The following is a 24,583-nucleotide window of genomic DNA, read 5'->3' as shown; positions in this document are numbered from 1 at the left end:
GTCCGAGATTCGTGTGTCAGGTCACGAACGTGTCCGTTTTGCTCTAGCGTGAGCACGGTTGGTGCCGAGAGGGGTCGTGGATGCGTAGCGGGATGCTGAGTGTGGCGCAGTTGCGGGACCGGGTCGACACGGGGGAGGTCGACACCGTGCTGGTCGCGATGACCGACATGCAAGGCCGGCTACAGGGAAAGCGCTGCGCGGCACGCTATTTCCTGGACGAGGTGCTCCAGCACGCGACCGAGGCGTGCGGTTACCTGCTCGCGGTGGACGTGGACATGGCGACCGTCGGCGGCTACGCCCTTTCGTCCTGGGAAACCGGGTACGGGGACGTCGTGCTCCGGCCGGACCTGCGCACGCTGCGGATGGTGCCGTGGTGGCCGGGCACGGCGCTGGTGCTGTGCGACGTGGAGCACGTGGTGCCGCACGGGCGACCGGTCGCCGCCTCACCGCGCCAGGTGCTGCGCAAGCAGCTGGACCGGCTGGCCGAGCGTGGACTGCGCGCGTTCGTCGGGACCGAACTCGAATTCCTGGTGTTCGCCGACAGCTACGAGGCGGCCTGGAACGCCGGATATCGCGGGCTGACACCGGCCAACCAGTACAACGTCGACTACTCGATGCTCGGTACCGCGCGGATCGAGCCGCTGCTGCGGCGCATCCGGAAGGAGATGGACGGGGCGGGGATGTACGTCGAGTCGGCCAAGGGCGAATGCAATCCCGGCCAGCACGAGATCGCGTTCCGGTACGACGAAGCCCTGGCCACCTGTGACAACCACAGCATCTACAAGACCGGCGCGAAGGAGATCGCCGCCCAAGAGGGGCGCAGCCTCACGTTCATGGCGAAATACAATGAACGAGAGGGCAATTCCTGCCATATCCATCTGAGCCTGCGTAGCGAGGCGGGTGAGCCGGTGTTCGCGGGCGACGGAGCCGACGGAACCTCCGCGCTGATGCGGCATTTCATCGCGGGACAGCTGGACTGCCTGCGCGAGTTCACCTACCTGCTGGCCCCGAACATCAACTCCTACAAGCGATTCGTGGCGGGCAGCTTCGCGCCCACCGCGATCGCGTGGGGCCGGGACAACCGGACCTGCGCGATTCGCGTGGTGGGCGAGGACCACGCGCTGCGGATGGAGAACCGCGTGCCCGGCGGTGACGTGAACCCGTACCTCGCCGTCGCCGCGCTGATCGCGGCGGGACTGCACGGCATCGATCGGCGGCTGCCGCTGGAGCCGGAATTCCACGGCAACGCCTACCACTCGGAGCGCCCGCGCGTGCCCCACACGCTGCGCGAGGCGGCCCAGCTGTTCGGGGACAGCACGGTGGCGCGCGCGGCCTTCGGTGATGATGTAGTGGAGCACTACCGCAACGCGGCCCGGGTGGAGTTGGACGCCTACGACGCCGCGGTCACCGACTGGGAGCGTATCCGTGGTTTCGAACGACTCTGAGGTCGCGGGAGCCCGTCCCGTGATCGGCTTGCCCACCTATGTGGAACAAACCCGCTTCAACGCGTGGGATCTGCCCAGCGCGGTGCTGCCGCACGCCTACGTCGACATGGTGGTGGCCGCGGGTGGCATCCCGGTGTTGCTGCCACCCGCGGGGGTAGCGCGTCCCGAACTGGTGCGGCGGCTCGACGGGTTGGTGCTCACCGGTGGCGCCGACATCGATCCCGCGCGCTACGATGGGCCCTCGGCAGGGATTCCCGGCTACACCAGGCCCGATCGCGACGAATCGGAGTTCGGTCTGTTCGAGCTGGCCAGAGCCGCGGGCATGCCGATCCTCGCGGTGTGCCGCGGGCTCCAGCTGGCGAACGTGGCACTCGGCGGCACCTTGATTCCCCATCTGCCCGATGTCGTCGGCCACGAGGAGCATTCCGGCGTCGCGGGCGGGTTCACCGCCACCCGCGTGCTGACCGCCACGGGCAGCCGGGTCGCGGAACTCGCCGGTCCCGAGGTGAAGGTCTACTGCCACCACCATCAGGCCGTGGACCGGCTCGCGGACGGTCTGACCGCCACCGCCCACGCCGCCGACGGCACGATCGAGGCCGTGGAAGCGTCCGACGGGTCGTTCCTGGTGGGTGTGCAATGGCATCCGGAGGCCGACGCCACCGATCGCCGGTTGACCCAGGCCCTGGTCGAGGCGGCCGACACCCACCGAAGGGAGCGCAACTCGTGACGACAGCGCACGTGGTCAACCCGGCGACGGAACAAGTCGTCACGTCCATCGAGCTGCTCGGCGAAGCGGAGTCCGACGCGGCCATCGCGGCGGCCCAGCGCGCTTCGGTCGCGTGGCGCGAGGTGGCGCCGGGCGACCGGGCCCGGCTGCTGCGCCGGTTCGCCGCCGCGGTCGACGCGGACCTCGAGCACCTCGCGCGGCTCGAGGTCGCGAACGCCGGGCACACCATCGGCAACGCACGCTGGGAGGCGGGCAACGTCCGCGACGTGCTGCACTACGCCGCCGGGATGCCGGAACGGCTGCTGGGCAATCAGATCCCGGTCGCGGGCGGAGTCGACATCACTTTTCACGAACCGCTCGGTGTGGTCGGGGTGATCGTGCCGTGGAACTTCCCGATGCCGATCGCGGCGTGGGGGTTCGCGCCCGCGCTCGCGGCGGGCAACACGGTGGTGCTGAAGCCCGCCGAGCTCACGCCGCTGACCGCGCTGCGGCTCGGGGAACTCGCGCTGGCGGCGGGGCTGCCCGAGGGCGTATTCCAGGTGCTGCCGGGTAAGGGCTCGGTGGTGGGTCAGCGGTTCGTCGCCCATCCCGCGGTCCGCAAGGTGGTGTTCACCGGCTCCACCGAGGTGGGCAAGCAGATCATGGCGGGCTGCGCGCGGCAGGTGAAACGGGTGACGCTGGAACTCGGCGGCAAGAGCGCGAACATCGTGTTCGCCGACGCCGACCTGGAACGGGCGGCGGCAACCGCGCCGTACGGCGTCTTCGACAACGCCGGCCAGGACTGCTGCGCCCGCTCTCGAATCCTGGTGCAACGCAGTGTGTTCGACCGTTTCCTCGAGTTGCTGGAACCGGCGGTGCGTGGTGTGCGGGTCGGCGATCCGTTCGACGAGTCCACCGAGATGGGCCCGTTGATCTCGGCCGCGCATCGCGAGCGTGTCGCCGAGTTCGTGCAGCCCTCGACCAAGGTCGCGTTCACCGGGAACGCGCCCGGCGGCCCCGGATTCTGGTATCCGCCGACGGTCGTGCTGCCCGGCGCGCCCACCGACCGGGTGCTCACCGAGGAGGTGTTCGGCCCGGTGGTCGCGGTGCTTCCGTTCGAGGACGAGGCCGACGCGCTGGGGATCGCCAACGACACCGACTACGGCCTGTCCGGGTCGATCTGGACCAATGACGTGGGCCGGGCTTTGCGGGTGGCGCGCGGCGTGGAGGCGGGCAACCTCTCGGTGAATTCGCATTCGTCCGTGCGGTATTGGACGCCGTTCGGCGGTTTCAAGCAGTCCGGGCTGGGGCGTGAGCTCGGGCCGGACGCCGCGCTGGCGTTCACGGAGACCAAGAACGTCTTCCTCGCCACCCAGTGACCACCCCGCACATCCCGACAGGAGATACGTTGCAGCGCTTACAGGATCGAGTCGCCGTCGTCACCGGCGGCGGGAGCGGTATCGGTCTGGCCACGGTCCGCCGTTTCGCGGCCGAGGGGGCGAAGGTGGTCGTCGCCGACATCGACGCCGAGACCGGCAAAGCGGCGGCCGAAGAGGTCGCAGGGCGGTACGTCCAGGTGGACGTCACGGACGAAGCCCAGGTCGAGGCGCTGTTCCAGACCGCGGTGGACACGTACGGCGGGTTGGACATCGCGTTCAACAACGCGGGCATCTCGCCCCCGGAGGACGACTCGATCCTGACCACCGGCATCGACGCCTGGCGCCGCGTGCAAGAGGTCAACCTGACCTCGGTCTATCTGTGCAGCAAGTACGCGATCGGGCACATGCTGGAGCGCGGCAAGGGGTCGGTGATCAACACCGCGTCGTTCGTCGCGGTGATGGGCGCGGCGACCTCGCAGATCTCCTACACCGCCTCAAAAGGCGGGGTGTTGGCGATGAGCCGGGAACTCGGAGTTCAGTTCGCGCGCAACGGTATTCGGGTCAACGCCCTGTGCCCCGGTCCAGTGAACACGCCGCTGCTGCGGGAATTGTTCGCCAAGGACCCCGAGCGTGCGGCCCGTCGCCTGGTGCACGTGCCACTCGGGCGGTTCGCGGAACCGGAGGAGATCGCGGCGGCCGTCGCATTTCTCGCCAGCGACGACTCCTCGTTCATCACCGCCTCGCAGTTCATGGTCGACGGCGGCATCGCGGGCGCGTACGTTACGCCGCTGTAGTCAGGCGTACGCGCTGGATGTCGACCGACGCCTCCCGCGTCTCGCGAATCGGGTTACACGTCCGGGAGGTCGCGTGTATTGCGGATCGGGCGGCCAGATGTTCGGTCCGGCTGCGGCGCGGATCTGTCAGATCGGTGTTGCCTCGACTCCACACCCAGGGATGGCGGTCGCCGTGTCCCCATGCTCTCGAGTGGAGTGACGTATGTCACGCCGTATCGTGTGATGTTTCGGCGCTCTGCGGTGTCTCGAGGGCATGACTGGACACGCCACACACCACAACGTCGTCGTCATCGGCGGCGGTTACGCCGGAACACTGGCGGCCAATCATCTGCGGATGCGCACTGATGTCGACATCACGCTGGTCAATCCCCGCCCGGAGTTCGTCGACCGAATCCGGCTGCACCAGTTCGTGGCCGGCACCCGCGACGCGACGGTCGACTACGGCACGATGCTCGGTGACGGCATCCAGTTGGTTGTCGACAGTGCCACGTGCATCGACACCGCCGGCCGTGTGGTGCGGCTGGCGTCGGGCCGCACGCTGGACTACGACCACGTCATCTACGCGGTGGGCAGCTCCGCGGCGATGCCGTCTGTATCCGGCGTGGCGGAGGTTCCTCGTCGGATCAGCCGGTAGCGGACCCACGCCGTTTTCGTCCGGCTACGACGCCTGGATGACTCATTTGTGACTGGCGTCACAATATTGGTGAATCGGCAGTTCAGGACGGCTCTTTCCGGGGCTGTCCCGGGCTGTTGCTGTTTGTCCGGTGAGAAACCTGGGTATGGCCTTGTTTCGTGCCGAACCTCCGGAAGTCAGGAGCCGGAGGTGGAACGAACTTAGGTCCGTGTACGGGCTGGAGAGGACGTGCACGTGACCACATCCGAGGGTTTCCCGCTGCGGCGTTCCGTGGCGGCGTCCGCCATGGGCAACGCCACCGAATGGTTCGACTACGGCGTCTACGCGGCCACCGCGACGTACCTCACCGACGCCTTCTTCCCCGGCGAATTGGGGACGCTCGGCACCATGCTCGGCTTCGCCATCTCGTTCGTGCTCCGGCCGCTCGGCGGCATGGTATGGGGACCGCTCGGTGACCGGATCGGTCGAAAAGCAGTGCTGGCCACCACCATTCTGCTCATGGCCGCGGCAACCGGAGCTATCGGCCTGCTGCCCACCCATGCTTCCGCCGGTGTGCTGGCTCCGATCCTGCTGATCACCCTGCGTGTGGTGCAAGGATTCTCGACCGGTGGTGAATATGGCGGCGCCGCAACGTATCTGGCCGAGTGCGCCACCGACCGCAGGCGCGGATTCCTCGGCAGCTTCCTGGAGTTCGGCACGCTCGCCGGTTTCGTCGGCGGCTCCGCGACGGTGCTGGCCTGCCAGCTCGTGCTCGGCTCGGACGCCATGCACGACTGGGGCTGGCGCATCCCGTTCCTGATCGCCATCCCACTCGGCCTGACCGGCTGGTACCTGCGGGCCAGGCTGACCGAGAGCCCGGTGTTCAGCGAGGTCGCCGAGCACAAGCATCCGCCGGGCGGGTTGCGGGCAGTGTTGACCACCTACCGGCGCGAAACCCTCACGCTGGCCGGATTGGTCGTTGCCCTCAACGTGGTGAACTACACGCTGCTCACCTACCAGCCCACCTACTTGCAGAACACGATCGGCATGGGCGAGTCGGCGACCACCGCGATGATGCTGGTCGGGCAGCTGGTGATGATGCTGGTGCTGCCGTTCTTCGGCCGGTTGTCCGACAGCGTAGGGCGCCGCCCGATGTGGCTGTTCTCGCTGGTGGGTCTCGCGGTGCTCGCGGTGCCGATGTACTGGTTGATGGGGCAGGGCACCGGATGGGCCATCGCCGGATTCATCGTGCTCGGGCTGCTCTACGTGCCACAGCTGTCCACCATCAGCTCCACCTTCCCGGCCATCTTCCCGACCCACGTCCGCTACGCGGGCTTCGCACTGGCCTACAACGTCTCCACCGCGGCCTTCGGTGGCACCGCCCCGCTGATCAACGAAGCGGTGATCGAGGCCACCGGCTGGGCACTGTTCCCCGCCGTCTACATGATCGGCGCCTCCCTCATCGGCCTGGTCGCCTGGACCTTCCTCCGCGAAACCGCCGGAACCTCCCTGCGCGGCACCGCGGTCCCCGACGCGGGCGAGCCCGCCCCGAACGTGCTCACGCAGCCCGCGTCCGAACTCCCTTCGCATACTCCGTGAACTCCTCCGGTGCTCCCGCACGTGCGACGAGCGCTCTCGACCGCTGCCGGGACGAATAGCCGCGTTCTCCGACTGTCTTTAGTCGCAATTGAACGGGGATACCGTGGAATTCCCTTGACCAGCTCGGCGAGATCCCGCACCCGCCGTTACACCTATAGCGACTTGTTATTTACCTGCGTCCGCCACTGCGGCAACTGTTTTGGGATCCCGAGCCTCGGGCCCGCTCCTTCTCAGCGTTCGGCGGAGAGTTCCCGCCGGCCCCGTCAAATGCGGTCAGCGGGACCCCTGCGTTGTGCCTTACTCGTTCTGCTCCGGTGGTCGCGGTGACGTCGGGCCCGTATGTGGCTTCGGGCGGTGTAACCGCGTCCAAAGCTGCCGGAGCCGGACCGGCCCCCAGAACTTCACCCGATGCCACAGCCCTGGGTCGGGTTCGTAGTCGGCGTATCGACCCTGGAATATCGGCATCGGCTCTATCCTCTCGGGCATTCGCTGGAGGTGATCGTTCGAGTGTCGCCTATCTCGGTGAAGTCGAATGGGCGGCCTTGAATACTGCCGTAGACGTGAACGGTAATCCGCCAGTCCCCGGCCTCACACTCGGCCGATACCTTGTAAGAACGGCCGCTACGAGTGGGAATTCCGGAATCGACAGTGAGGGCCCATCGTACCCAGCTGCCAGCATTGACGTGGTCCAAACTCAGCTCGAGTGTATGCCGCTCAGGCGGTTTGTCGCAGACGGCCGTGGCGTCGGCGGAGATGACCGGATGCAGCAGCGTCGGTTTGGTGAAGGTGGTCCAGAAGTCGCATACCGGCTTGGCGACCGGTGTCGGTGCGGCGGCTACCGGGCCTGCACCGATGGCCGCGACCACGGCCACTGCCGCGACTGGGATGCTGAACCGAGAAGTGGTGCCATGCATGGCTTTTCCTGTTCCTTCCGCCAAGCGACCGATGCCGCTCAGTACTCCCGTGATGTGTCCGGTCTCATCCGGCCCGCGTCGATCAGTGCTTGCTGCGCCGCAGCTTTGCGTGGGCAGTCTTGGGCCCGGCACTCTCGATGGCGCTGCATTGTCGAGTGCGCCTCGGTCACGCTCAGTGGTTGCTCCGGCGCCTCGCGCGGCCACCCCACCGGCCATAGTCCGGCGTTGGCGGAATGTCCGTCTTCCGCCTGCATACGTCGACGTTCGGCTCTCCACTCTGCTTGTACGCGGTCCACGATTTCTTGCACTGACGTGCCATCCGGCTCGGCTTCTCGCCACCAGTTGAACCCCACCGCTTCACCCCTTCGATTGCCATGTGGGCGCACACCGACCGCCGAGGAAAGTCACGGGGATGACTCACTGACCCGTGTGCCATTTCGAGAGGGATCGCGATCAGAGCATCGACTCGGCGGCCGGGTGCGCTGAAACCAGACTCAGCGTGCGCGTCGGGGGTCACAATGGCAGTCGGAAGCAGAGGCCTTGCAAAATACTAATTTTCAGCCCACACTGCGGCATCTGGGCCCACGTACCGTTGGTCTATGAGCGCACAACTAGGGGATCGCCTGCGCAGTATCCGCAAGCGGCGCGGGCTCACGCAGAATCAGCTCGCGGAACGATCCGGCGTATCGGTTCAACTGATCAGGTTGCTCGAGCAGGGCGCGCAGGAGTCGACCAGAACCGAGACGGCTCGACGATTGGCTACCGCGTTGCGCGTCGAAACCTCGGCGTTGATCGTCCAGCCTGACGCGGCCGATCCCGAAGCCACAGATGTAGAGCTGTGGGCAGAAGTCCGACAGGCTCTGGCTGGTATCTACCCGGCTGACGAATTCAGCGAGCCGCCCACCGTGGCTGGTGTCAGCGCAACGTTCGCAGAAGTCAAGCCGTTGTTCCGTGGCGGCCGGTTCACCGAGCTGGCACCACAGCTCGTACCGATGCTCCGGGACTCGGATTACCTTGTGTCGACGGCCAATTCGGATACTACTGATGCGCGGCGGTTGCGATCACGGATACGCCAGATGGTCGCGTGGCAGATGTGCCTCACCTGGCAGTTCGACGCGGCCGATCATGCTATCGCCTTGGCGTTGGATGATTCGCCGGACCTCCGTACAGCCGCGCCATTGGCGGACGCAGATTGCTGGCGCTGGATTCGGCAAGGAGATCTCGCCAAGGCTCGGGAGGTGGCGACCAAGTGGGCCGACGACCTGGAACCGCGTCGGATCTCAAAGGCTTCCCGCGAGGACCTGGCCAGCTGGGGTCTTATGCTGCAACGAGTTTCGACAGCCGCCATCCGCGACAACCGGCCAGGTGAGGCGGACGACGCGCTAGCGTTCGCCCGCGTCGCCGGGATGGCTATCCGTCATGGGGAACATGATTCGAAAGACGGCCTACTGCACGCCTTCGGTCCTGTCACCGTGCAGATGCTCGCAGCCGAGAACGCCATGGTCATCGACAAACCCGAAATCACACTGGCGATCTCGTCGCAACTGAGCGGTGTCGAGTATCCACTGCCGTGGCCGTGGCAACGTCACCGGCTCGACGTCGCCGCCGCTCACGCGGCCATGCGGCAGTATCCCGAAGCGTTGGCCGTGCTCCAGCAAATTCGGCAGGAGTTGCCACAGTGGCTTGTGAAGCAACGGTTTGCGCGTGACATCCTCGGGAAAATGATCGAGAAGCGGCGGACGTTGACACCCGAGATTCGCGAGCTAGCCGACTTCGTAAAGGTTCCATACTGACCTATCGCTTGTTGCCACGGCCTTGCCTGCTGTCCTTGTCGACGGGTGGACCTGCACGAAAAGATTATTCGGCGCTATCGAGCTGCTCGTCCTCCTCCGGCCAGTCGTCCTCGATGATCAGACGGCCGTCCTGGAGTGCGGCGGTGTACTGGTCGGCGACCATCGTGGCGGGGTAGGTGGGCCAGTAGGAGACCGCGCCGGTGGGTTTGTCGATGACGCAGACCGAGCCGCCGACGACCACTACCGGTACGTTGGGGTCGGCGTGTGGGGGTCCGTCGAAGAAGGCGACAGCGACGAAGCAGGTGTCGAATTCGGTGATGTGGTAGGTGATTCCGCGTGCGGCGTGGTCGCCGGCGGTGAGGTAGCGGTCGGTGATCCGGTGTGCCTCGGGGAGGTCCACCGGTGTGGGCGCCTCGGTCGGGTAGGCGTGGATGTCCATGTGTCGACGGCAGCCGGGATGGGGCCGCCTGCTCCTTCCGGATGTCCAGCTAACACGGTGGCGGCTCGGCGCGGCACGGTTTCCGGTCAGTCGAGCCGGACGGTGGACAGCATCGTACGCGCGAGGACTTCGGGATCGGGGTCGGTGACCAGCGCCGAATTGTGCAGTGCCCCTTCGCGCCACAGCGAAGCAAAGCCGTGCACCAAGGACCATGCGGCGAGTTGCGTCGCCTGCTGGTGGGTTCGGCTGTGCTCCGGCTGGATCGCCGAGACGCCAGAGCGCAGCGCGGTGCCCGAACGTTCTCGTGCCGCTTGTAGTTTCGGATCGTCGGCGTGCAGCAGGCTGTGCCGGTACATCACGTCGAAATGCCCGGGGTGCTCGCGCGCGAAGCGAATGTACGCCACCGCGACCTCGCGGAAATCCCCGGCGGCCTGTTCGAGTCGTTCGGCCAGCAGCTCGAAGCCCTCGGTGGCCAGCGCGGTGAGCAGGCCCGCTCGATCGCCGAAATGATGTGCGGGCGCGGCATGCGATACGCCCGCGTGCCGTGCCAAGTTGCGCAGGGAGAGGGCGTCGACGCCGTCGGCGGCGATGCGCTCCGCGGCCGCGGTCAGCAATGCCGCGCGCAGATCGCCGTGGTGGTAGCTGTCCTTCGCCATGCCTCGATGGTGGCCGATTATCTAGACGTTGACAAGTTTGTGTGTGCAGATCTATCTTGTCACTGTCAAGATTTGCTTCCGATCCACAGGAGTCCCGATGGCACCGTTGGTGGTCCTCGCCGTCGTCACCGCAACCGCCCGGCTCATCGGCTGGCTGATCGGCCCCGCCTGGCTCGATTCGTGGACGCACGCGACCGCGCTCGGGCTGGCCGCGGTGTTCGTCCTCACGGCGAGCGCGCATTTCCTCCAGCCACGTCGCGACGCGCTGATCGCCATGGTGCCGCCGCGACTGCCGAATCCACCCGCACTGGTGACGCTGACCGGCGTGCTCGAAGCGGCGGGCGCGGCCGGCCTGCTCATCCCCGCGACCGCCGACCTGGCGGCGGCCTGCCTGATCGCGCTGCTGGTGGTGATGTTCCCGGCCAACGTCCGCGCCATACGTGCCGACGTGGGGATCAAGACCATGCCGCTGCCGCTGCGGACGCTGATGCAAGCCGTCTTGATCGGGGCTTGCGTGATCGTCTTGGTCGGCTGAACACGACGAAGGCCCGCCCGCGCACCGGAATCCGATGCGCGGGCGGGCCTTTCGCCGCCGACGTGACCACCTGCACCGTGCTGCCACGGCTGACCGAGGCCCCGGAACAGCACGACGCCACTGGGACCTGCCCGGCCGGGCTTCGGCTAGGGACGCCGACCGGGACGAACACTCACTCCGAGCCGAGTGCCTTCGCGATGGTTCGGCGCAGGAACGGTCGTGCCAGATCCTCTGGCAGATTCGCCCAGGCCAGGAAGAACCGGGTCAGCGGGTCGAGCGCGATGTGATGCCTGCCCCGTTCCAGGCCGCGCACGGCGGCCTCGGCGACCCGCTCGGCCGACATCGGCTCGATCGATCCGGTGACGGCCTTGGTCTCCACCGGCTTGCGGAGGTTCTCCTTGGCCAGCCCCGGCGTATCGGTGTCGGCCGGGTAGATCACCGTGACATCCACGCCGCGCGGCTCGACCTCGTAGCGCAGACACAATGCCAACTGCCGGATGCTCGCCTTGGTCGGACCGTAGCCGCTGTAGCCGGGGATGCCGAGGAACGCGGAGGTCGAGCTGACGAGAAGGATCTTCCCCCGCGACCGTTCGACCATGCCGGGCAGTACCTGACGCACCGCGTGCACGGCGCCGAGATAGTTCGCCGACATCTGCACCTCGAACTCGCCGGCATCCACCTCGAGAAACCGGCCGGGCAGCGTGAGTCCCGCGCAGCACGCGATGACCTCGCACGGCCCGTTCCGCTGCTCCAATTCCGTGATGGCGGAGGCGAGTTGGTCCGGACGCGTCACGTCGGCGGTGGCCCGGTCCGCGCCGAGATCCTTCGCGGCGTCGCGCAGCGGCTGTTTCCGGCGCGCGATGACGGAGACCCGCGCGCCACGCCGCGCGAAGGCTCCCGCCACCGCGGCGCCGATCCCTTCCGATCCGCCCGTGACGATGACGTGCTTGCCGACCCAGTCGCTGCCCCGTGCCATCGCGGTGATCCTCAGGCCCGGCTCGCGGTGACGATCTCGGCGATCCGGTCCCGCCACAGCAGGTAGGTGCCGGACGTGCCGTCGTCGGGCAGGCCCTCGAGCGCATTCTCGATCAGCGCATCGGTTTTCGCGACGGTGGTGCCGCAGAACACCTGCGCGGCCGCCTCGCTGTGCTCGTTGACGCTGTCGGTCTGCTGCCGGATCCGCGCCACCATCGCCGAACCCAAGGAGAGCTGCGGACGGAATTCACCGGCCAGGTCCCAGACTTCTTCCATGGCGTCGGGTGTGACACCGCCGGCGAAGGTGACCGCGATGCCGACGCCGCTCCACAGATCGGCGTGCCGCTTCGGGTCGAACTCGTCGATCATCCGCACGACACCGGCCGGGCTGCCGCCGCCGATGAACCACAACGCACGGCCGGTGCCCTGAGTCATGATGCGCTGCAGATTGTCACGGTCACCGAGCCAGCCGGGGAAGCGGGACTCGACATGCTTGTCGCGCACGTAACGCTGCATCTGGAAGAACGCCTTGAAGAAGCCGTAGCCGTCGATGGCGAGCCAGCGGAACAGCGGGTGCTCCGGAAAGACCTTGCTCCACCGGAACTTCGGGATCTTCGCCATCGCCAGGCCGACCCCGACGTACATGGTCAGGGCGTACTGGCTGGCCGGGCCGCTGATCAGTTCCGCGGCCCGGCGGCCGGGGGACAGCGAGTCGATCGCGGTGAGACCGACCGCGGCGCCCTCGTAGGCGAACCCGCGGTACTTCGGCGGCACCTGGAGCAGAGCGGCGATCAGCTCGTCATTGTTCGAGCTACGCACCGCGGAGTCGATGCCGCTGACCAAATGCATGGTCACCTGCTCGAGCTCGAGCGCGGTCGCCTGATCGGGCTGCTCGAATCCACTCATCACTCGGCGGACGCTGGCCGGGCTGGGGACGAACAGGGCCGCGCGCAGCGGACCCAACGGCGAGGACATAGGGTGCTCCAATCGTCAAGGGATTCGAGGGATGAAAGGACGGAAGACGCCGTCGAAGAACGTCAGCGCGCCCGAGGCGGCCAGTTCGGCGTCGCGTTCGGCGTGTACGACCTCGCCGATGACGATGCTGTGGTCGCCGCTGTCGAAGACGGTGTCGAGCTTGCACTCCAGGCCCGCCGCCGCGTTCGCCAGCATCGGCGCGGCGGTGTGTGGTCCGGGAAACCACTCGACCTGGTCGAATTGCGCGCTGCCGTCGGGGCGCGCGGAGTCGGCGAAATACCGTGCCACCGGCTCCTGTCGGCCCGAGAGCACCGAAACGGCGAACGCGCCCGCCTCGTGGATCGCCCGGTGCAGGCGCGCCGTGTGGGCGACGCACACCAGGACCAGCGGGGGATCCAGCGAGACGGACGTGAACGCGTTGGCGGTCATCCCGTGCGGCCGTGGCCACCCGGTGGTGACCACGGTGACACCGGTGGTGAAAGCGCCGAGCACGCGGCGCAGCTCGGCGCTGTCGGTCATGGGCGGGCCGCCTTCGTCGCCAACTCGGCGGGCTCGTCCTCATCCGGGGCGACCGGACCCTGCGGTTCGGATGCGCTCTGCTCGGTGGAGCGCTGCTGCCACCACTCGACGCCACTGCGCACCCACCAGTAGATGCCGCGGGCGGAACACACGATGACCAGCGCGAAGAACAACCCGTACGAGATGTGCAGCGCGGTGACCACGCCGTACAGGATGCCGACCGACGCGCCGAACATGATCTGCTGCTTCTTGCCCGACGGCGTGGTCCCGGGATCGGTGACCATGTAGTTGCTGAACAGCACGAACGCCAGGCCGGTCATCATGCTCAGACCGGCCAGGATCGAGACGTTCGGTTCGAAGATCCCGCGCACGATGGCCTGCAGCGCGAACGCGGTCACCCAGGCGAAGATCAGCGGCATCTTCTTCGTCAGCTTGGCGTTCAGCATGGTGCCGGTGGTCAGCAGCAGGAGCACGATGATCGCGTCCGGCGGCCCGGAGATGTACTCGGTGAAGTGGTACGGCGGCGCCACCGAGATCATCGGGAACACCAGGAAGGCCACCACGATCCCGAAATTCGACGGGTTCATGAAGTGCCGCCACTTGCCGTTGATCTTGGCGCGCAGCACCCACTTCGTGCCCACCGCGACCACGACGCCGAAGATCACCGGCCACAGCTTGTCGTGCGCGAACACCAGGAAGTTGAACGCCAGACCGGTGATGTGCGCCGGCAGCAGGAACTCGAACAGCCCGCGCGGGCCGCGGCCCATGAAGGCGGGCGGCCGCTTGTACGCCCACGCGGCGAGGACTTCCAAGCCGATTTCGGTGGAGTACGCGGTGGCCAGCGCGATGAACGGCCACAGGAACGGCTGCTCGAAACCGAGCAGCGGGAACCCGATCACATTGAAGACCGTGATCGAGATGGCGAAGTTGCGCAGCGCCAGGTAACGCGGATCTTTCGTGGGCGCCGGCGCTTCCACCCACTCCTTGGCGAACTCGGTTCCCGATTTCTGCAGGGCCGAGATGCGTTCCGCAGTGGTGGTGGTGGCCGTGCCTTTGCCGCCGGGGCCGCCGTTGGCCGCGCTGCCGTTGCCGTCTGGACTGCCAGTGGTTTCGGGATGGCCGTTCGACGCGGCCACCGCGTCGTCCGGATCCTTCTTGTCGTTGTCGCTCATCGCTGCTTGACCTCCTGCGCGTCCGAGGCGAGGTTCACGGTGTGCCAGCCCGGCGCGAGCTGGAGGGTTTGTTCGTGCGGCGTGCCGTTGTTCGCACGCCACCGGATCAGGACGTTCAGCGGTGCGGCCGGATCGACATCGCCGAGACCGAGATGTACTTCGGTCGCGCGCTTGCCGGTGTGCCCGCTGCCGCCGTCGACGTAGCTGGTGATCAGCCGGCCGTCCGGCGTGCGCACCTCCACTTGGGCGTCCACCGCGGGAACACCCTGGACCGGGAGCCCGGCCGCGGTGGTCGTGGTGGTTGCGCCCTCCCAAGTCGGCTTGACCAGCTTCAGGCCGAGGAACTGGCCGTTGTTCGCCTTGTTGTTGTGATAGAAGGTCGGATCGCCCCATTGGCGGGCGACGGCGAAGCTGAGCGCGCCGTTGCCGGAGGTGTCGCCGACGGCGATGCCGCGCGAGGGGACGGGGGTGTCCATCCCGAGCGCGTGGGTGAGGTTGGCGAACTTGCCGTCGTCCCGGCGGCTGAAGAAGCCGACCGGATCGCTGCCGGCCAGATCGGCGTCCGCGCCGACGATCGGCCAGGCCCACGGGTACTTGACCAGTTCGTCGTTCATGGTGCCGAGTTCCTGGATCTGCGGCCACCGGTTGGTGTCGCCCTTGATCATGCCGGTGGCCTGGACCAGCTCGTTGCGGCCGTCGTTGTCGAAGTCGCCGGTCTTGGCGTCCCAGCCCCAGGTCTCCCAGGCCAGGCCGACATCGGTCCCGCGGTTCTCGAACGGCGCGACGCCCTCGGCCAGCTGACGGGCGGCGTCCGCGGTGTCCTTGGCCGTGTTGTACCAGGCGAAGTGGCCTTCCATCAGCGCGAACCGCACCGCGATGTTGCTGACGAACAGGTCCGGCATGCCGTCGCCGTTCAGATCGCCGAATTCCGCGGCCATGCCCTTGTCCGAATCATGGCCCATCACATACGACTTCGGGTCGGTGAGGCCGCGCTCGCCTTCGGCGAGATGGAAGCGGATGTCACCCGGCGTGGACTGGTTCACGAACAGGCGGTCGCGGCCGAAGTCGTTGGCCACGTACAGCTCCGGGAGCTGGTCGCCGTTGAGGTCCCTGGACGCGGCGGCCAGCGCCCATCCGGTGTCCGTGCCGATCGGGAACGGATTGGCCGCCTCGCGGAAATCGGCGGTCGGCTCGTCGCCCGACTTGGCGGAGGCCAGCGTGAAGATTCGGGCCTTGCCGCCGTTGCGCGCGTTGGACAGCGAGTCGCTCATCCGCAGCGCGAGCTTGGCGTCGTCGGTCAGCACGTCCATGTCGGGGAAGTAGTTGCCCAGGAAGATGTCCGGCTTGCCGTTGCCGTCGAAGTCGGCGACCGATACCACCGCGGTGATCCAGCGCTGGCCGTGATAGCTGCCCGGCGGGGACTCGGGCGATGGGACCAGGTCCACCGGACGGAAAGCCTTGCTGTCCAAGCGGTTGGCGTTCGAGCGCTGCAGATAGAGGATCGGCGTGCGGCCGTAGAACTGAACGAGCGCGTCCATCCGGCCGTCACCGTTGAAGTCGCCGGGTGTGCAGCCCGACGGCACACTGGACTCGTCGATGGGTAGCGGCTTGGGATCCAGCACGAACGGCTCGTAGCGGCTGGTGTTGCTGTCCGGCGTCGGGCTCAGGAAGACGGTGTCCGAGCGGGGATCGACGACGCACAGGTCGTCGGCCAGCCGGTTGCCGTCGAAGTCGTTCATCGCGATGGCCGCGCCGATCGATGAGATCCAGGCCGCCAAGTGGTCGTAGGCCGGACGCACATGGCGGATCTTGCGATCGGTCGGCAGTCCCTTGGGCAGGGCGATCGGCATCGGGGTGAAGTCGAACTTGCTCGCGATAGGCCCGCCCGCGTCGTCGTGGATGGGCAGCAGCGCCGAGCGCGCGGGAATGAACAGTGAGCCCATCAGCAGCAGGGCTACCGCGGGTACCACGGCTTTTCGGAGGAGGGACCGGTTGATGGGAATTTTCACGAGCGCTGTTCCTCCTCATGAGCGAGAGTGAATTGCTTTCCCGCGGTATCCGCGAGTCCGTCGAGCACCTCGCGCAGCGTGGCCAGCGCCTGGTCCATTTGCTGCTCGGTGTGCCTGCAGTTGATGAAGAACCGCAGCCTGGCCTCTCCGGCCGGGACGACCGGGTGGGTGATGGCGTTGACGCTGAAATCGCGCTGCAACATCGCCAGTGCGGCCAGCACGGCGGGTTCGTCGGCGCCGGTCATGACCGGGATGATCGGGGAATCCTCGGACGTGCCGATGTCGAAGCCGAATTCCCTGGCGCGGCGGTGGAAGTATTCGCTGTTTCGCCGCAGCTGGGTCACGCGCTCCGGCTCGTCGCGCAACACCTCCAGCCCGGCCAGCGCGGCGCCGATGGCGGACGGGGCGGGTGCGGCGGTGTACATGCTCAATCCGCCTGCGACGTATTTGAATCCGTCGACCAGTTCGCGGTTGCCCGCGAGATAGCCGCCGACGCTGCCGAGCGCCTTGGACAGCGTACCCATCCAGACGTCCACGGCGTCGCCGGGCAGGTCGAACAGTTCGCGCACACCGTGGCCGGTAGTGCCGAGGGTGCCGAACGAATGCGCCTCGTCGATCATGATCGAGCAGTCGTAGCGGCGGGCCACCTCGATGATCTCGGGGAGCCGCACCACATCGCCGTCCATGCTGTAGAGACCCTCGATGATCACCATGGCCCGGTCGAAACTGCGCCGGGACATCTTCAGGATGGTCTCCAGCGACTCGGGATCGTTGTGCCGGAACGAAACCCGTTTGCAGCGCGACCATTCGGTGCCGGAGACGATACTGTGGTGGATCAGTGCGTCGCAGACGGCGAGATCGCGCTTGCCGAGCAGGAATCCGACCGCGGCGGCATTGGTCAGGTAACCGCTCGCGGTCACCAGCGCGGCCTCGGTGTCGTAGATGCGGGCGAGCTCGGCTTCCAGCTCACGGTAGATCGGCAGCTCGCCCGCCACGATGCGGACCGCGGCGGCGGAGGTGCCGTACTGGTCGATCGCGTCCTTGGCCGCCTGCCGCACCCGCGGGTCGGCGGCCAGGTCCAGGTAGCCGAAGCTGCTGAAATTCACCACGTCCCGGTCGGCCATCCGGGTCACCGCACCGCTGATGCCCTCGTGCGGCAGGTAGTACGGGTTGACGAGACCGATCTGCTGGACCCAGGTGTCGAACCGGCCGAACCGCTGCGCGGCCTCGAGCACGCCGGGGTGGTCGCGGAAGGACGTGTGCGCGGCCCCGCGCCGCGCGCCGTTGCCGTCGGCCGCGGTCGACGTTGCCGTCGCGGATCCGTTCATGGCCTTGGGGGATCCGTTCGTGGCCTTGGCGGAGCCGTTGCCGCCTTCCGTCACCTTCGTGGTCGCTGGGGCGGCGGTCGTTTCGCCGCCCGCGTGCCTGGCCAGCAGCGCCCGGGCCAGGTCACGGGAGTTGTTGCCGGTCAATTCGTCCTCGCTCTCGCCGCACGCTCTTCTTCTTGGGCAATCTGCTCGGCAATTCGCGCGCCGAGCCCCCGCAACGTCAGTCCGATCACCGCCAGCACCGACAGCTGGGTCCCGAGCACCTGCACGACGCGTGCGGCGAACTCCATACCCATCAGTGAGTCCATGCCGAGTTCCGGCAGCGGAGTATTCAGATCCACGGTCTCGGGGTCGACGCCGAGCACCGCGGCGAGCTGTTCGGCGAGCAGGTAGGCGACCACTTCGCCGCGCTGCTCGACACCCAGCTGCAGGATTTCCGCCCGCAGCGCCTCGGCCCCGGATGCGCCTCCGCCCGCGGCCGCAACCTGCTCGGCGAAGCGCGGCGTGCGCGCGGACGCCAGGTGCGCCAGCGCCCACTGACTCCAATCCACGTCGAACACCACGGCCTGGGTCAGGTTCAGCCGCAGGCATTCACCGAGCAGATCGGTGGCCAGGTCCATGTCCACCGAGCGGTAACCGGTCCGCTCCGCGTACCGGGTGACCGCCTCGTAGTCCGCCATCCCGCCGCCACCGCTCATGAAGCCCCAGTTCACCGCCAGTGCCGCGGCGCCGCGGGCGCGCCGGGTGGCAGCGATCATGTCGAGCACGGAATTGGCTGCCGCGTAACCGAATTGCGGGAGGATGCCGATGACGCTGCTCGCCGAGGAGAACAGCACGAACATGTCGAGGTCGATGTTCGCGGCGGTGATCGCGGTGTCCAGGTTCAGCGCACCGGCCACCTTCGGCCCGAAGATCTCCGCCAGCGACTCTGCGGTGATCTGCGGGACCTCGCGGTTGTTCACCACTCCCGCGGCGTGGAACACCCCGCGCAGCGGGTGACCGCTGCGCTGGATGCGCTCGATCAGCGCGGCGACGGCGTCGTAGTCAGCCATGTCGAGGCGTTCCTCGACGACCTGCACTCCGGCCGCGGCGAATTCGGCCACGGCGGCACGGGCCGCATCCCCGGTAGCGCCGCTGCGCCCCGCCAGTACCAGGCGACGGGCGCCGCCGCGGACCAGCCAGCGCGCGGTAGCCAGACCGAACGCGCCGAACCCTCCGGTCACCAGATAGTTGCCTTCGGGATCGATGGGCAGTGTGGGCCGCTTGGGCAGCACCACGGGATTCGGCTCGCGCAGGTCGAGAACCACCCGGCCGGTGTGCTTGGACCGCACCACGGTTTCGAATGCCTCGGCGGTCGCGTCGAGCGGAAACGCGGTGTAGGGCAGGTATTCGTAGATGCCCTGGACGCACGCTTCGGTCACCCGGCGAATCCCGTTGCGGACGATTTCCGGACGCACGGCCAGGATGCGGTCCATGTCCACGGCGAAGAACGACAGGTTCCGGTCGAACGGGCGCAGGTCGATGGTCCCGCCGCCGTAGATGTCGGCCTTGCCGATCTCGATGATCCGCCCGAACTCGGCGGCCACGCGCAGGTTCTGCTGGAGGATCTCGCCGGGGGCCGAGCTGTAGACCACGTCGACGCCGCGCCCGTCGGTCAGGACGAGCACATCGTCGACGAAGCTGATCGAGCGTGAATTGATCACCTCGTGTGCGCCGAGCGCCGTGGCCATTGCACGCCGCTCGTCCGAGCTCGCCGTCGCGATCACCCGCGCGCCGCGGTTCACCGCGACCTGGACCGCCGCCATGCCCATGCCGCCCGCCGCGCCGTGCACCAGCACCGTTTCGCCTGGTTGCAGGCGCGCGAGGTCGTCGAAGGCGTACTCGGCGGTGAGGGCGGGCAGCGCCGAGCTCGAGTGGCAGGGGTCGATCTCCGCGTCCACGAAGTCCAGGGGCATCGTGGCGCCGTCGTCGGGCCGGATGGTGAGGTAGCGGCGGACCATGTCCCTGGTGCACACCGACATCCGGTCGCCCACCGCGACTTCGGTAACGCCTGGGCCGACCCGCTCGACGACGCCGTAACCGTCCATGCCCAATGTGGTGCCGAAATACGTTCCGGCGAGCTCTTTCTCGGTGAGCACGCCGAGCACCTTCAGGGCGTCCTTGTAGTTGAGGCCGACGGTGTCCACTCGGATCTCGATCTCGCCGGGCCCCGGCGCGACCCGGTCCGCGGCGCGCCAGGCCAGATCCGACAGCATGCGCGAACGCGGAATCTCCAGACGGAACGACGATTCCGGATCGGCCAGCGGCGCGGGCTCATCCCAGCTCGCCAGCCGCTCGCGCAGTGACCGGCGTAGATGCAGAGCCCAGCACGCGCCCGCGCGCAGCGCAACTTCGTCGGCCGACCCGTCGCCGAGCACCTGATCGACGATGTCGGCGGCGCGGGTGGTGGGTTCGGTGTCGACCAGCCGCCACTGCACCGCGGGCTGTTCGTTGCGCAACGTGCGCCGCGCGCCGGTCAGCGCCGCCTGCGCGGGCTGTGCGAAGTCGTCGGTCGGCAGGCAGAAGGCGCGCTCTGTGACGACCACCGCGCGCATCTCGGCAGCCGGGGCTTCGCCCTTTTCCTCGCCCATCACCAGTTCGCCGACCGCCTTGGCGACCAGTGCGAGCCCGTAGGCGTTGGGCACGGCGTCCAGTTCGGCGCCGGACACCACGACGAGGCGTGTGCGCGCCACGTCGGATCCCTGCTGAGCGGCGCGCAAAGCCGCGAGCACGTGGTCGGCGGCGCCGGTTTCCTCCGGCACCAGGGTGAGGAGCTCGGACGCGGTGCGGGCGCCGGCGATTTCCTTCGCCCGCTGCGACACAGTGCTGCCCAGGCTGACCACGAGCAGGAACTCCTCGCCGTCGGCGGGCTCGTCGGTGGCCGGGGCGTCGTCGATGATGGACCACACCGGCTCGTAGAACAGCTCGTCGAGCCGGTCGTGCAGATCCGGCTCGGCCGCCAGGCTGGCGAATCGTACGCCCGAAAGCGCGAGCGCGACAGCACCTTCCGGCGACGCGACGGTGATATCGGCGCACAGCGGATCGCCGTCGACCCGGTGGACCAGGACCACGGCCTGTTCGGGCAGCGGCCCGGTCCAGCGGACCCCGGCGACCGAGGACGGCACCACGACGCTCGCACCCTGTGCGGTCTGGGCATAGAGGGCGGCGAAGCACTGCAGCGCGGCGTCGACCGCCGCGGGGTGAGCCAGGTGCGGCAGGGTCGGCGCGCTGTCGGCCAACGGTGTGAGATCGAGCTCGGCCAGCACGGAGTCCGCGCCGACCTGCGCCCCGGTGATCAGCCGGAAGCTCGGGCCGTAAGCCAGCCCGTGCGCGGCGAGCCCGTCGTAGAGCGTCTCCGCCGCCACGTCCACCGCGCCCACCGGTGCGGTGAGGTCGATCGTGCGCGCGTCGACGTCCGCCTCGATCAGCCTGCCGTGCGCGTTGACCGTCCAGGTGGTGCCGGTGGCGGCGCGGGAGCGCAGGGTGAACCGGCGGGTGGTCTCCTCGACGGTGAGTCGCAGCACCGGCACGTCGTGCTGACCGATCACCAGCGGCGCGACGAACTCGACCGACTCCAGCCCGAACGCCGTGCGGCCCGTGCGCACCGCGACGGCGCTGAGCGCGGCGTCCAGGTAGGCCGCGCCCGGTAGCACGACCGACCCGTCCACCACGTGATCGGGCAGCCACGGCAGCGCGGCCACGGACAGCTCGACCTGCCACTCCGGCGCGGACGCCGCGGTGCGCTGGCCCAGCATGACGTACCCGTCGGTGGCCCCGACGCGATCGGCTTCGATCGCGGGGTCCTCGGTCCACAGGGTGCGGCGCTGCCACGGGTAGCGCGGCAGATCCAGGTGCGGGGCAGGGGTTTCCGGCGCGCCGGGCACGGACGTGGTGTCCATCCCGCCCGCTTGGTACAGCTCGCCCACCGCGCGCAGCAGGTTGTCGCGGTCGTCGGCGTCGCGGGAAAGCGTGCTGATCGCCGCGCCGTCGAGGCTGCGGCGCACGAATGCCTCCCGGATGTTGCCGCTGAGCACCGGGTGCGGCCCCACTTCCAGGAAGACCCGGTGACCCGCGTCGAGGAGGCTGTCCACGGCCGCGCCGAACAGCACCGGCTCGCGCACGTTGCGGCACCAGTAGGCGGCGTCCCAGTCCGGGCTCGACAGTTCGCCGCCGGTGACGGTGGACCAGATCGGCAGCTGCGCGGGCCGCGGCGCGAGATCGGCCAGCACCGTGGTGAGATCACCGAGAATGGGGTCCATCAAATGGCTGTGGTAGGGCACTTCGACGCGCAGCGCCTTGGCGAAGACGCCCTCGTCGGTGAGTTCGGCCCGGATCCGGTCCAATTCGGCCGGATCGCCGGACAGCGTGGCCGCGGAATGGCTGTTGACCGCCGCGACGCAGACGCCATCGACGCCCGAGAGGCGCTCGCGCAGTTGCTCTTCCGACAGCCCGACGGCGAGCATGCCGCCGGTGCCCGCGGTGGTGGCCTGCAACCTGGCGCGGTGGTAACTCACCAGCAGCGCGTCGCGCAGCGACAGCGCACCCGAGACATAGGCCGACGTCACCTCGCCGACGCTGTGGCCGACCACCGCGGCGGGGCGGATGCCGAGTTCGGCCAGTTCCGCGGTGAGCGCGGCCTGCACCAGGAAGTTCGCCGGCTGGGCGTAGGCGGTCTCGGTGATCCGCGACTCGTCCTCCGGCCGCAGGAGTTCCTCGACGATCGACCATCCCGCGATCTCACGGAAGATCTCGTCGATCGAGCGTGCCGCGGCGGCGAAATGACCGCCGGCCTCTAGCAGGCCGCGCGCCATGCCCCACCACTGCGGGCCCATTCCGCTGAACACGAACACCGGCTCGGCGGAGCCGTCAGTGAGTGCGCGGGCGGGCGACTTGCCCGCGCCCGCGGCGAAATCGGCCAGCTGGGCCCGTAGGTCGTCGCGGTCGCGGTAGGCGAACGCGGCGCGAATCGGATGGTGCGCGCGCTGGGTCCATGCCGCCTCGGTCACCGCGCCGACGGGTGCGGTCTCGGTCAGCTCGTGCAGCTGGGTGGCCATGGTGCGCAGCGCGGTCTCATTGCGCGCCGACAGTGGCAGCACCGTGATCGATGTCCGCTCGGCATCCTGCCTTGGCGCTTCGGGCGCGCGGGTGAGGACGGCGTGCGCGTTCGTTCCGCCGTAGCCGAAGCTGTTGACCGCCACCGCGGCCTTCCCGTCGGTGTTGGGTAGCGGCTCGGTCTCCAGCGGAATCCGTACCCGCAGCTCGTCGAACCGGATCTCCGGGTTCGGGTTGTCCAGCCGCAGCTGCGGCGCGATGACGCCGTGGTGCAGGGTCAGCGCCGCCTTGATGACGCCGGCGACGCCCGCGGCGGCTTCGGTGTGCCCGATGTTGTTCTTCACCGAACCGACTGGCAGCGGCTCGTCGCGGCCCTCGATCGCGCCGTACACCGCACCCAGCGCGGCCAATTCGAGCGGGTCGCCGACCGGGGTCCCGGTGCCGTGCGCTTCCACGTAGCGGATGTCGTGCGCGTCGATGCCGGCCAGCCGGTGCACCCGCCGGGCCAGCGTCGCCTGCGCGTCCGGGTTGGGCACCGGGATGGCCAGCGTGCGGCCGTCCTGGTTGACGCCGCTGCCGCGCACCACCGCGTAGATCCGGTCGCGGTCGCGGACGGCCGCCTCCAGCGACTTCAGCACGACCGCGCCCGCGCCCTCGCCGCGGCCGTACCCGTCGGCCGCTGCGTCGAAGGACTTGCACCGGCCGTCCACGGAAAGGAAGCGTCCCTTGCACATCGAGATGAACGCCTCCGGCCGCAACATCGCGTTGGCGCCGCCGACGATCGCCGTCTCGCATTCCCCCGACTCCAGCGCGAGCACCGCTTGGTGCAATGCGACGAGTGACGAAGAGCAGGCGGTATCGATGGTCATGGTGGGCCCGAGCAGGTCCAGCAGGAACGCGATGCGTGCCGACAGCAGGGTGTGCGACGAGCTGGTCGGGCTGTGGCTGTTGATCGAGGCGCGGGACACCGCTCCGCTGCGCACCAGCGCGTTGTCGTTCATGAAGCCGCCGACGAATACCCCGACCTCGCGACCGCTCACCCGGCCCGCCATCCCGGCGTCGTCGAGCGCCTCCCAGGCGACCTCGAGCAGCAGCCGCTGCTGCGGGTCCATGATCGAGGCCTCGCGCTGGGAGATACCGAAGAACTCGGCGTCGAACTCCCACAGCGGCTGGGTCAGGAATCCGCCGTGTCTGGTGTACATCCGGCCCGGCGCGTCCGGGTCCGGGTCGTAGAACTTCGCGAGGTTCCAGCGGTCCGGCGGCACTTCCACGACGCCGTCGCCCTTGCGCACGACGAAGTCCCAGAAAGACGCCGGGTCGTCGATGCCGCCCGGAAAACGGCAGCCGATACCGACAATTGCTACATTGGGCATGCAAAATCCCCTGATGCTCAGGTATTCGAAAAACGCCCGCGGTTTCAGATACGGCGCCATCGAATCAGCGTGGAGACAACCGGAATGAGACGCCGGCAAACATGTTCCGTCGCAGGCGCCGTCCGGAGGTGAAGTAGTTCCGTGGTCGGATGTCAGTGTCCACCCATGGTAGGAGCGTCGATTCGCGGAGGTCAATACGGAATCGCGCGGTACACGGGCGAAAACCCTTGTGCCATTTGCTGATATCAAATTGATAATCACCGCAGGT

At 68.1% G+C, this 24,583-nt stretch carries 17 protein-coding genes and 1 pseudogene; 8 read left to right on the top strand and 10 right to left on the bottom strand.

All coding sequences use genetic code 11. The features are described 5' to 3' along the window. The first annotated feature begins 80 nt into the window (after positions 1–80). The 6 genes and pseudogenes from AB0M45_RS08270 to AB0M45_RS08245 all read left to right on the top strand — a co-directional run bounded on the left by AB0M45_RS08270 (position 81) and on the right by AB0M45_RS08245 (position 6,536). Positions 81–1,445 (top strand): glutamine synthetase family protein, encoded by a 1,365-nt coding sequence (locus AB0M45_RS08270; RefSeq protein WP_364324258.1) that lies wholly within the window; start codon positions 81–83, stop codon positions 1,443–1,445. Beyond that, entirely contained in the window at positions 1,426–2,172 is a 747-nt protein-coding gene (locus tag AB0M45_RS08265) for a gamma-glutamyl-gamma-aminobutyrate hydrolase family protein (protein ID WP_364324255.1), read from the top strand. Before AB0M45_RS08270 ends, AB0M45_RS08265 begins: the two co-directional genes overlap by 20 nt. Further along, positions 2,169–3,530 (top strand): aldehyde dehydrogenase family protein, encoded by a 1,362-nt coding sequence (locus AB0M45_RS08260; protein WP_364324252.1) that lies wholly within the window; start codon positions 2,169–2,171, stop codon positions 3,528–3,530. The genes AB0M45_RS08265 and AB0M45_RS08260 overlap by 4 nt, the downstream gene beginning before the upstream one ends. A gap of 29 nt (positions 3,531–3,559) precedes the next feature. Next, on the top strand, positions 3,560–4,324 hold the full coding sequence (locus AB0M45_RS08255; RefSeq protein WP_364324249.1) for a 3-oxoacyl-ACP reductase: 765 nt from the start codon (positions 3,560–3,562) through the stop codon (positions 4,322–4,324). Positions 4,325–4,577: 253 nt separating this feature from the next. Beyond that, positions 4,578–4,934, top strand: a pseudogene (locus tag AB0M45_RS08250) (FAD-dependent oxidoreductase); the annotation flags it as partial. 309 nt (positions 4,935–5,243) lie between these two features. Next, complete coding sequence (locus AB0M45_RS08245; protein WP_364324872.1) at positions 5,244–6,536, top strand: MFS transporter; 1,293 nt, start codon at positions 5,244–5,246, stop codon at positions 6,534–6,536. Positions 6,537–7,006: 470 nt separating this feature from the next. On the opposite strand, the gene AB0M45_RS08240 is transcribed toward AB0M45_RS08245, so the two are convergent. Beyond that, entirely contained in the window at positions 7,007–7,450 is a 444-nt protein-coding gene (locus AB0M45_RS08240) for a hypothetical protein (RefSeq protein WP_364324247.1), read from the bottom strand. 599 nt (positions 7,451–8,049) lie between these two features. Between AB0M45_RS08240 and AB0M45_RS08235 the strand changes: the two genes are divergently transcribed. After that, positions 8,050–9,243 carry a helix-turn-helix transcriptional regulator gene (locus tag AB0M45_RS08235; protein WP_364324245.1) on the top strand — a complete coding sequence of 398 codons (1,194 nt, stop codon included), beginning with the start codon at positions 8,050–8,052 and terminating at the stop codon, positions 9,241–9,243. Positions 9,244–9,307: 64 nt separating this feature from the next. Here AB0M45_RS08235 and AB0M45_RS08230 read toward each other — a convergent pair whose 3' ends face one another. Together AB0M45_RS08230 and AB0M45_RS08225 are read right to left on the bottom strand one after the other, a co-directional pair. Further along, a complete protein-coding gene (locus AB0M45_RS08230) occupies positions 9,308–9,682 on the bottom strand; it encodes a hypothetical protein (protein WP_364324244.1) in 375 nt (124 codons plus the stop codon). Between the two features lie 86 nt (positions 9,683–9,768). Further along, positions 9,769–10,338 (bottom strand): WHG domain-containing protein, encoded by a 570-nt coding sequence (locus AB0M45_RS08225; RefSeq protein ID WP_364324243.1) that lies wholly within the window; start codon positions 10,336–10,338, stop codon positions 9,769–9,771. 97 nt (positions 10,339–10,435) lie between these two features. On the opposite strand from AB0M45_RS08225, the gene AB0M45_RS08220 reads away from it, so the two are divergent. Then, a complete protein-coding gene (locus AB0M45_RS08220) occupies positions 10,436–10,873 on the top strand; it encodes a hypothetical protein (RefSeq protein WP_364324241.1) in 438 nt (145 codons plus the stop codon). 172 nt (positions 10,874–11,045) lie between these two features. Here the strand turns inward: AB0M45_RS08220 and AB0M45_RS08215 are convergent, their stop codons facing one another. Genes AB0M45_RS08215 through AB0M45_RS08185 form a run of 7 tightly spaced genes read right to left on the bottom strand, consistent with a single transcriptional unit; the run spans position 11,046 to position 24,315 of the window. Further along, the gene (locus AB0M45_RS08215; protein WP_364324239.1) at positions 11,046–11,849 is read right to left on the bottom strand and encodes an SDR family oxidoreductase; all 804 of its coding nucleotides are present in this window, start codon (positions 11,847–11,849) and stop codon (positions 11,046–11,048) included. Between the two features lie 11 nt (positions 11,850–11,860). Next, positions 11,861–12,823, bottom strand: coding sequence for a DUF1702 family protein (locus AB0M45_RS08210; RefSeq protein ID WP_364324237.1), 963 nt, complete (start codon positions 12,821–12,823; stop codon positions 11,861–11,863). A 15-nt stretch (positions 12,824–12,838) separates the two neighbouring features. Next, complete coding sequence (locus tag AB0M45_RS08205; protein WP_364324229.1) at positions 12,839–13,342, bottom strand: flavin reductase family protein; 504 nt, start codon at positions 13,340–13,342, stop codon at positions 12,839–12,841. After that, positions 13,339–14,514 carry an enediyne biosynthesis protein gene (locus AB0M45_RS08200; protein WP_364324227.1) on the bottom strand — a complete coding sequence of 392 codons (1,176 nt, stop codon included), beginning with the start codon at positions 14,512–14,514 and terminating at the stop codon, positions 13,339–13,341. Before AB0M45_RS08200 ends, AB0M45_RS08205 begins: the two co-directional genes overlap by 4 nt. Then, positions 14,511–16,523, bottom strand: a complete 2,013-nt coding sequence (locus tag AB0M45_RS08195; RefSeq protein ID WP_364324225.1) for a CRTAC1 family protein — start codon at positions 16,521–16,523, stop codon at positions 14,511–14,513. The genes AB0M45_RS08200 and AB0M45_RS08195 overlap by 4 nt, the downstream gene beginning before the upstream one ends. Continuing rightward, positions 16,520–17,995 carry an aminotransferase class I/II-fold pyridoxal phosphate-dependent enzyme gene (locus AB0M45_RS08190; RefSeq protein WP_364324223.1) on the bottom strand — a complete coding sequence of 492 codons (1,476 nt, stop codon included), beginning with the start codon at positions 17,993–17,995 and terminating at the stop codon, positions 16,520–16,522. Before AB0M45_RS08190 ends, AB0M45_RS08195 begins: the two co-directional genes overlap by 4 nt. Next, complete coding sequence (locus tag AB0M45_RS08185) at positions 17,992–24,315, bottom strand: SDR family NAD(P)-dependent oxidoreductase (protein ID WP_364324221.1); 6,324 nt, start codon at positions 24,313–24,315, stop codon at positions 17,992–17,994. The genes AB0M45_RS08190 and AB0M45_RS08185 overlap by 4 nt, the downstream gene beginning before the upstream one ends. Between the last annotated feature and the right edge of the window lie 268 nt (positions 24,316–24,583).

Origin of the sequence: Nocardia sp. NPDC051787, assembly GCF_040681325.1 — a bacterium.
Taxonomy (GTDB): Bacteria; Actinomycetota; Actinomycetes; order Mycobacteriales; family Mycobacteriaceae; genus Nocardia.
This window is presented reverse-complemented; position numbering and strand designations above follow the sequence as displayed.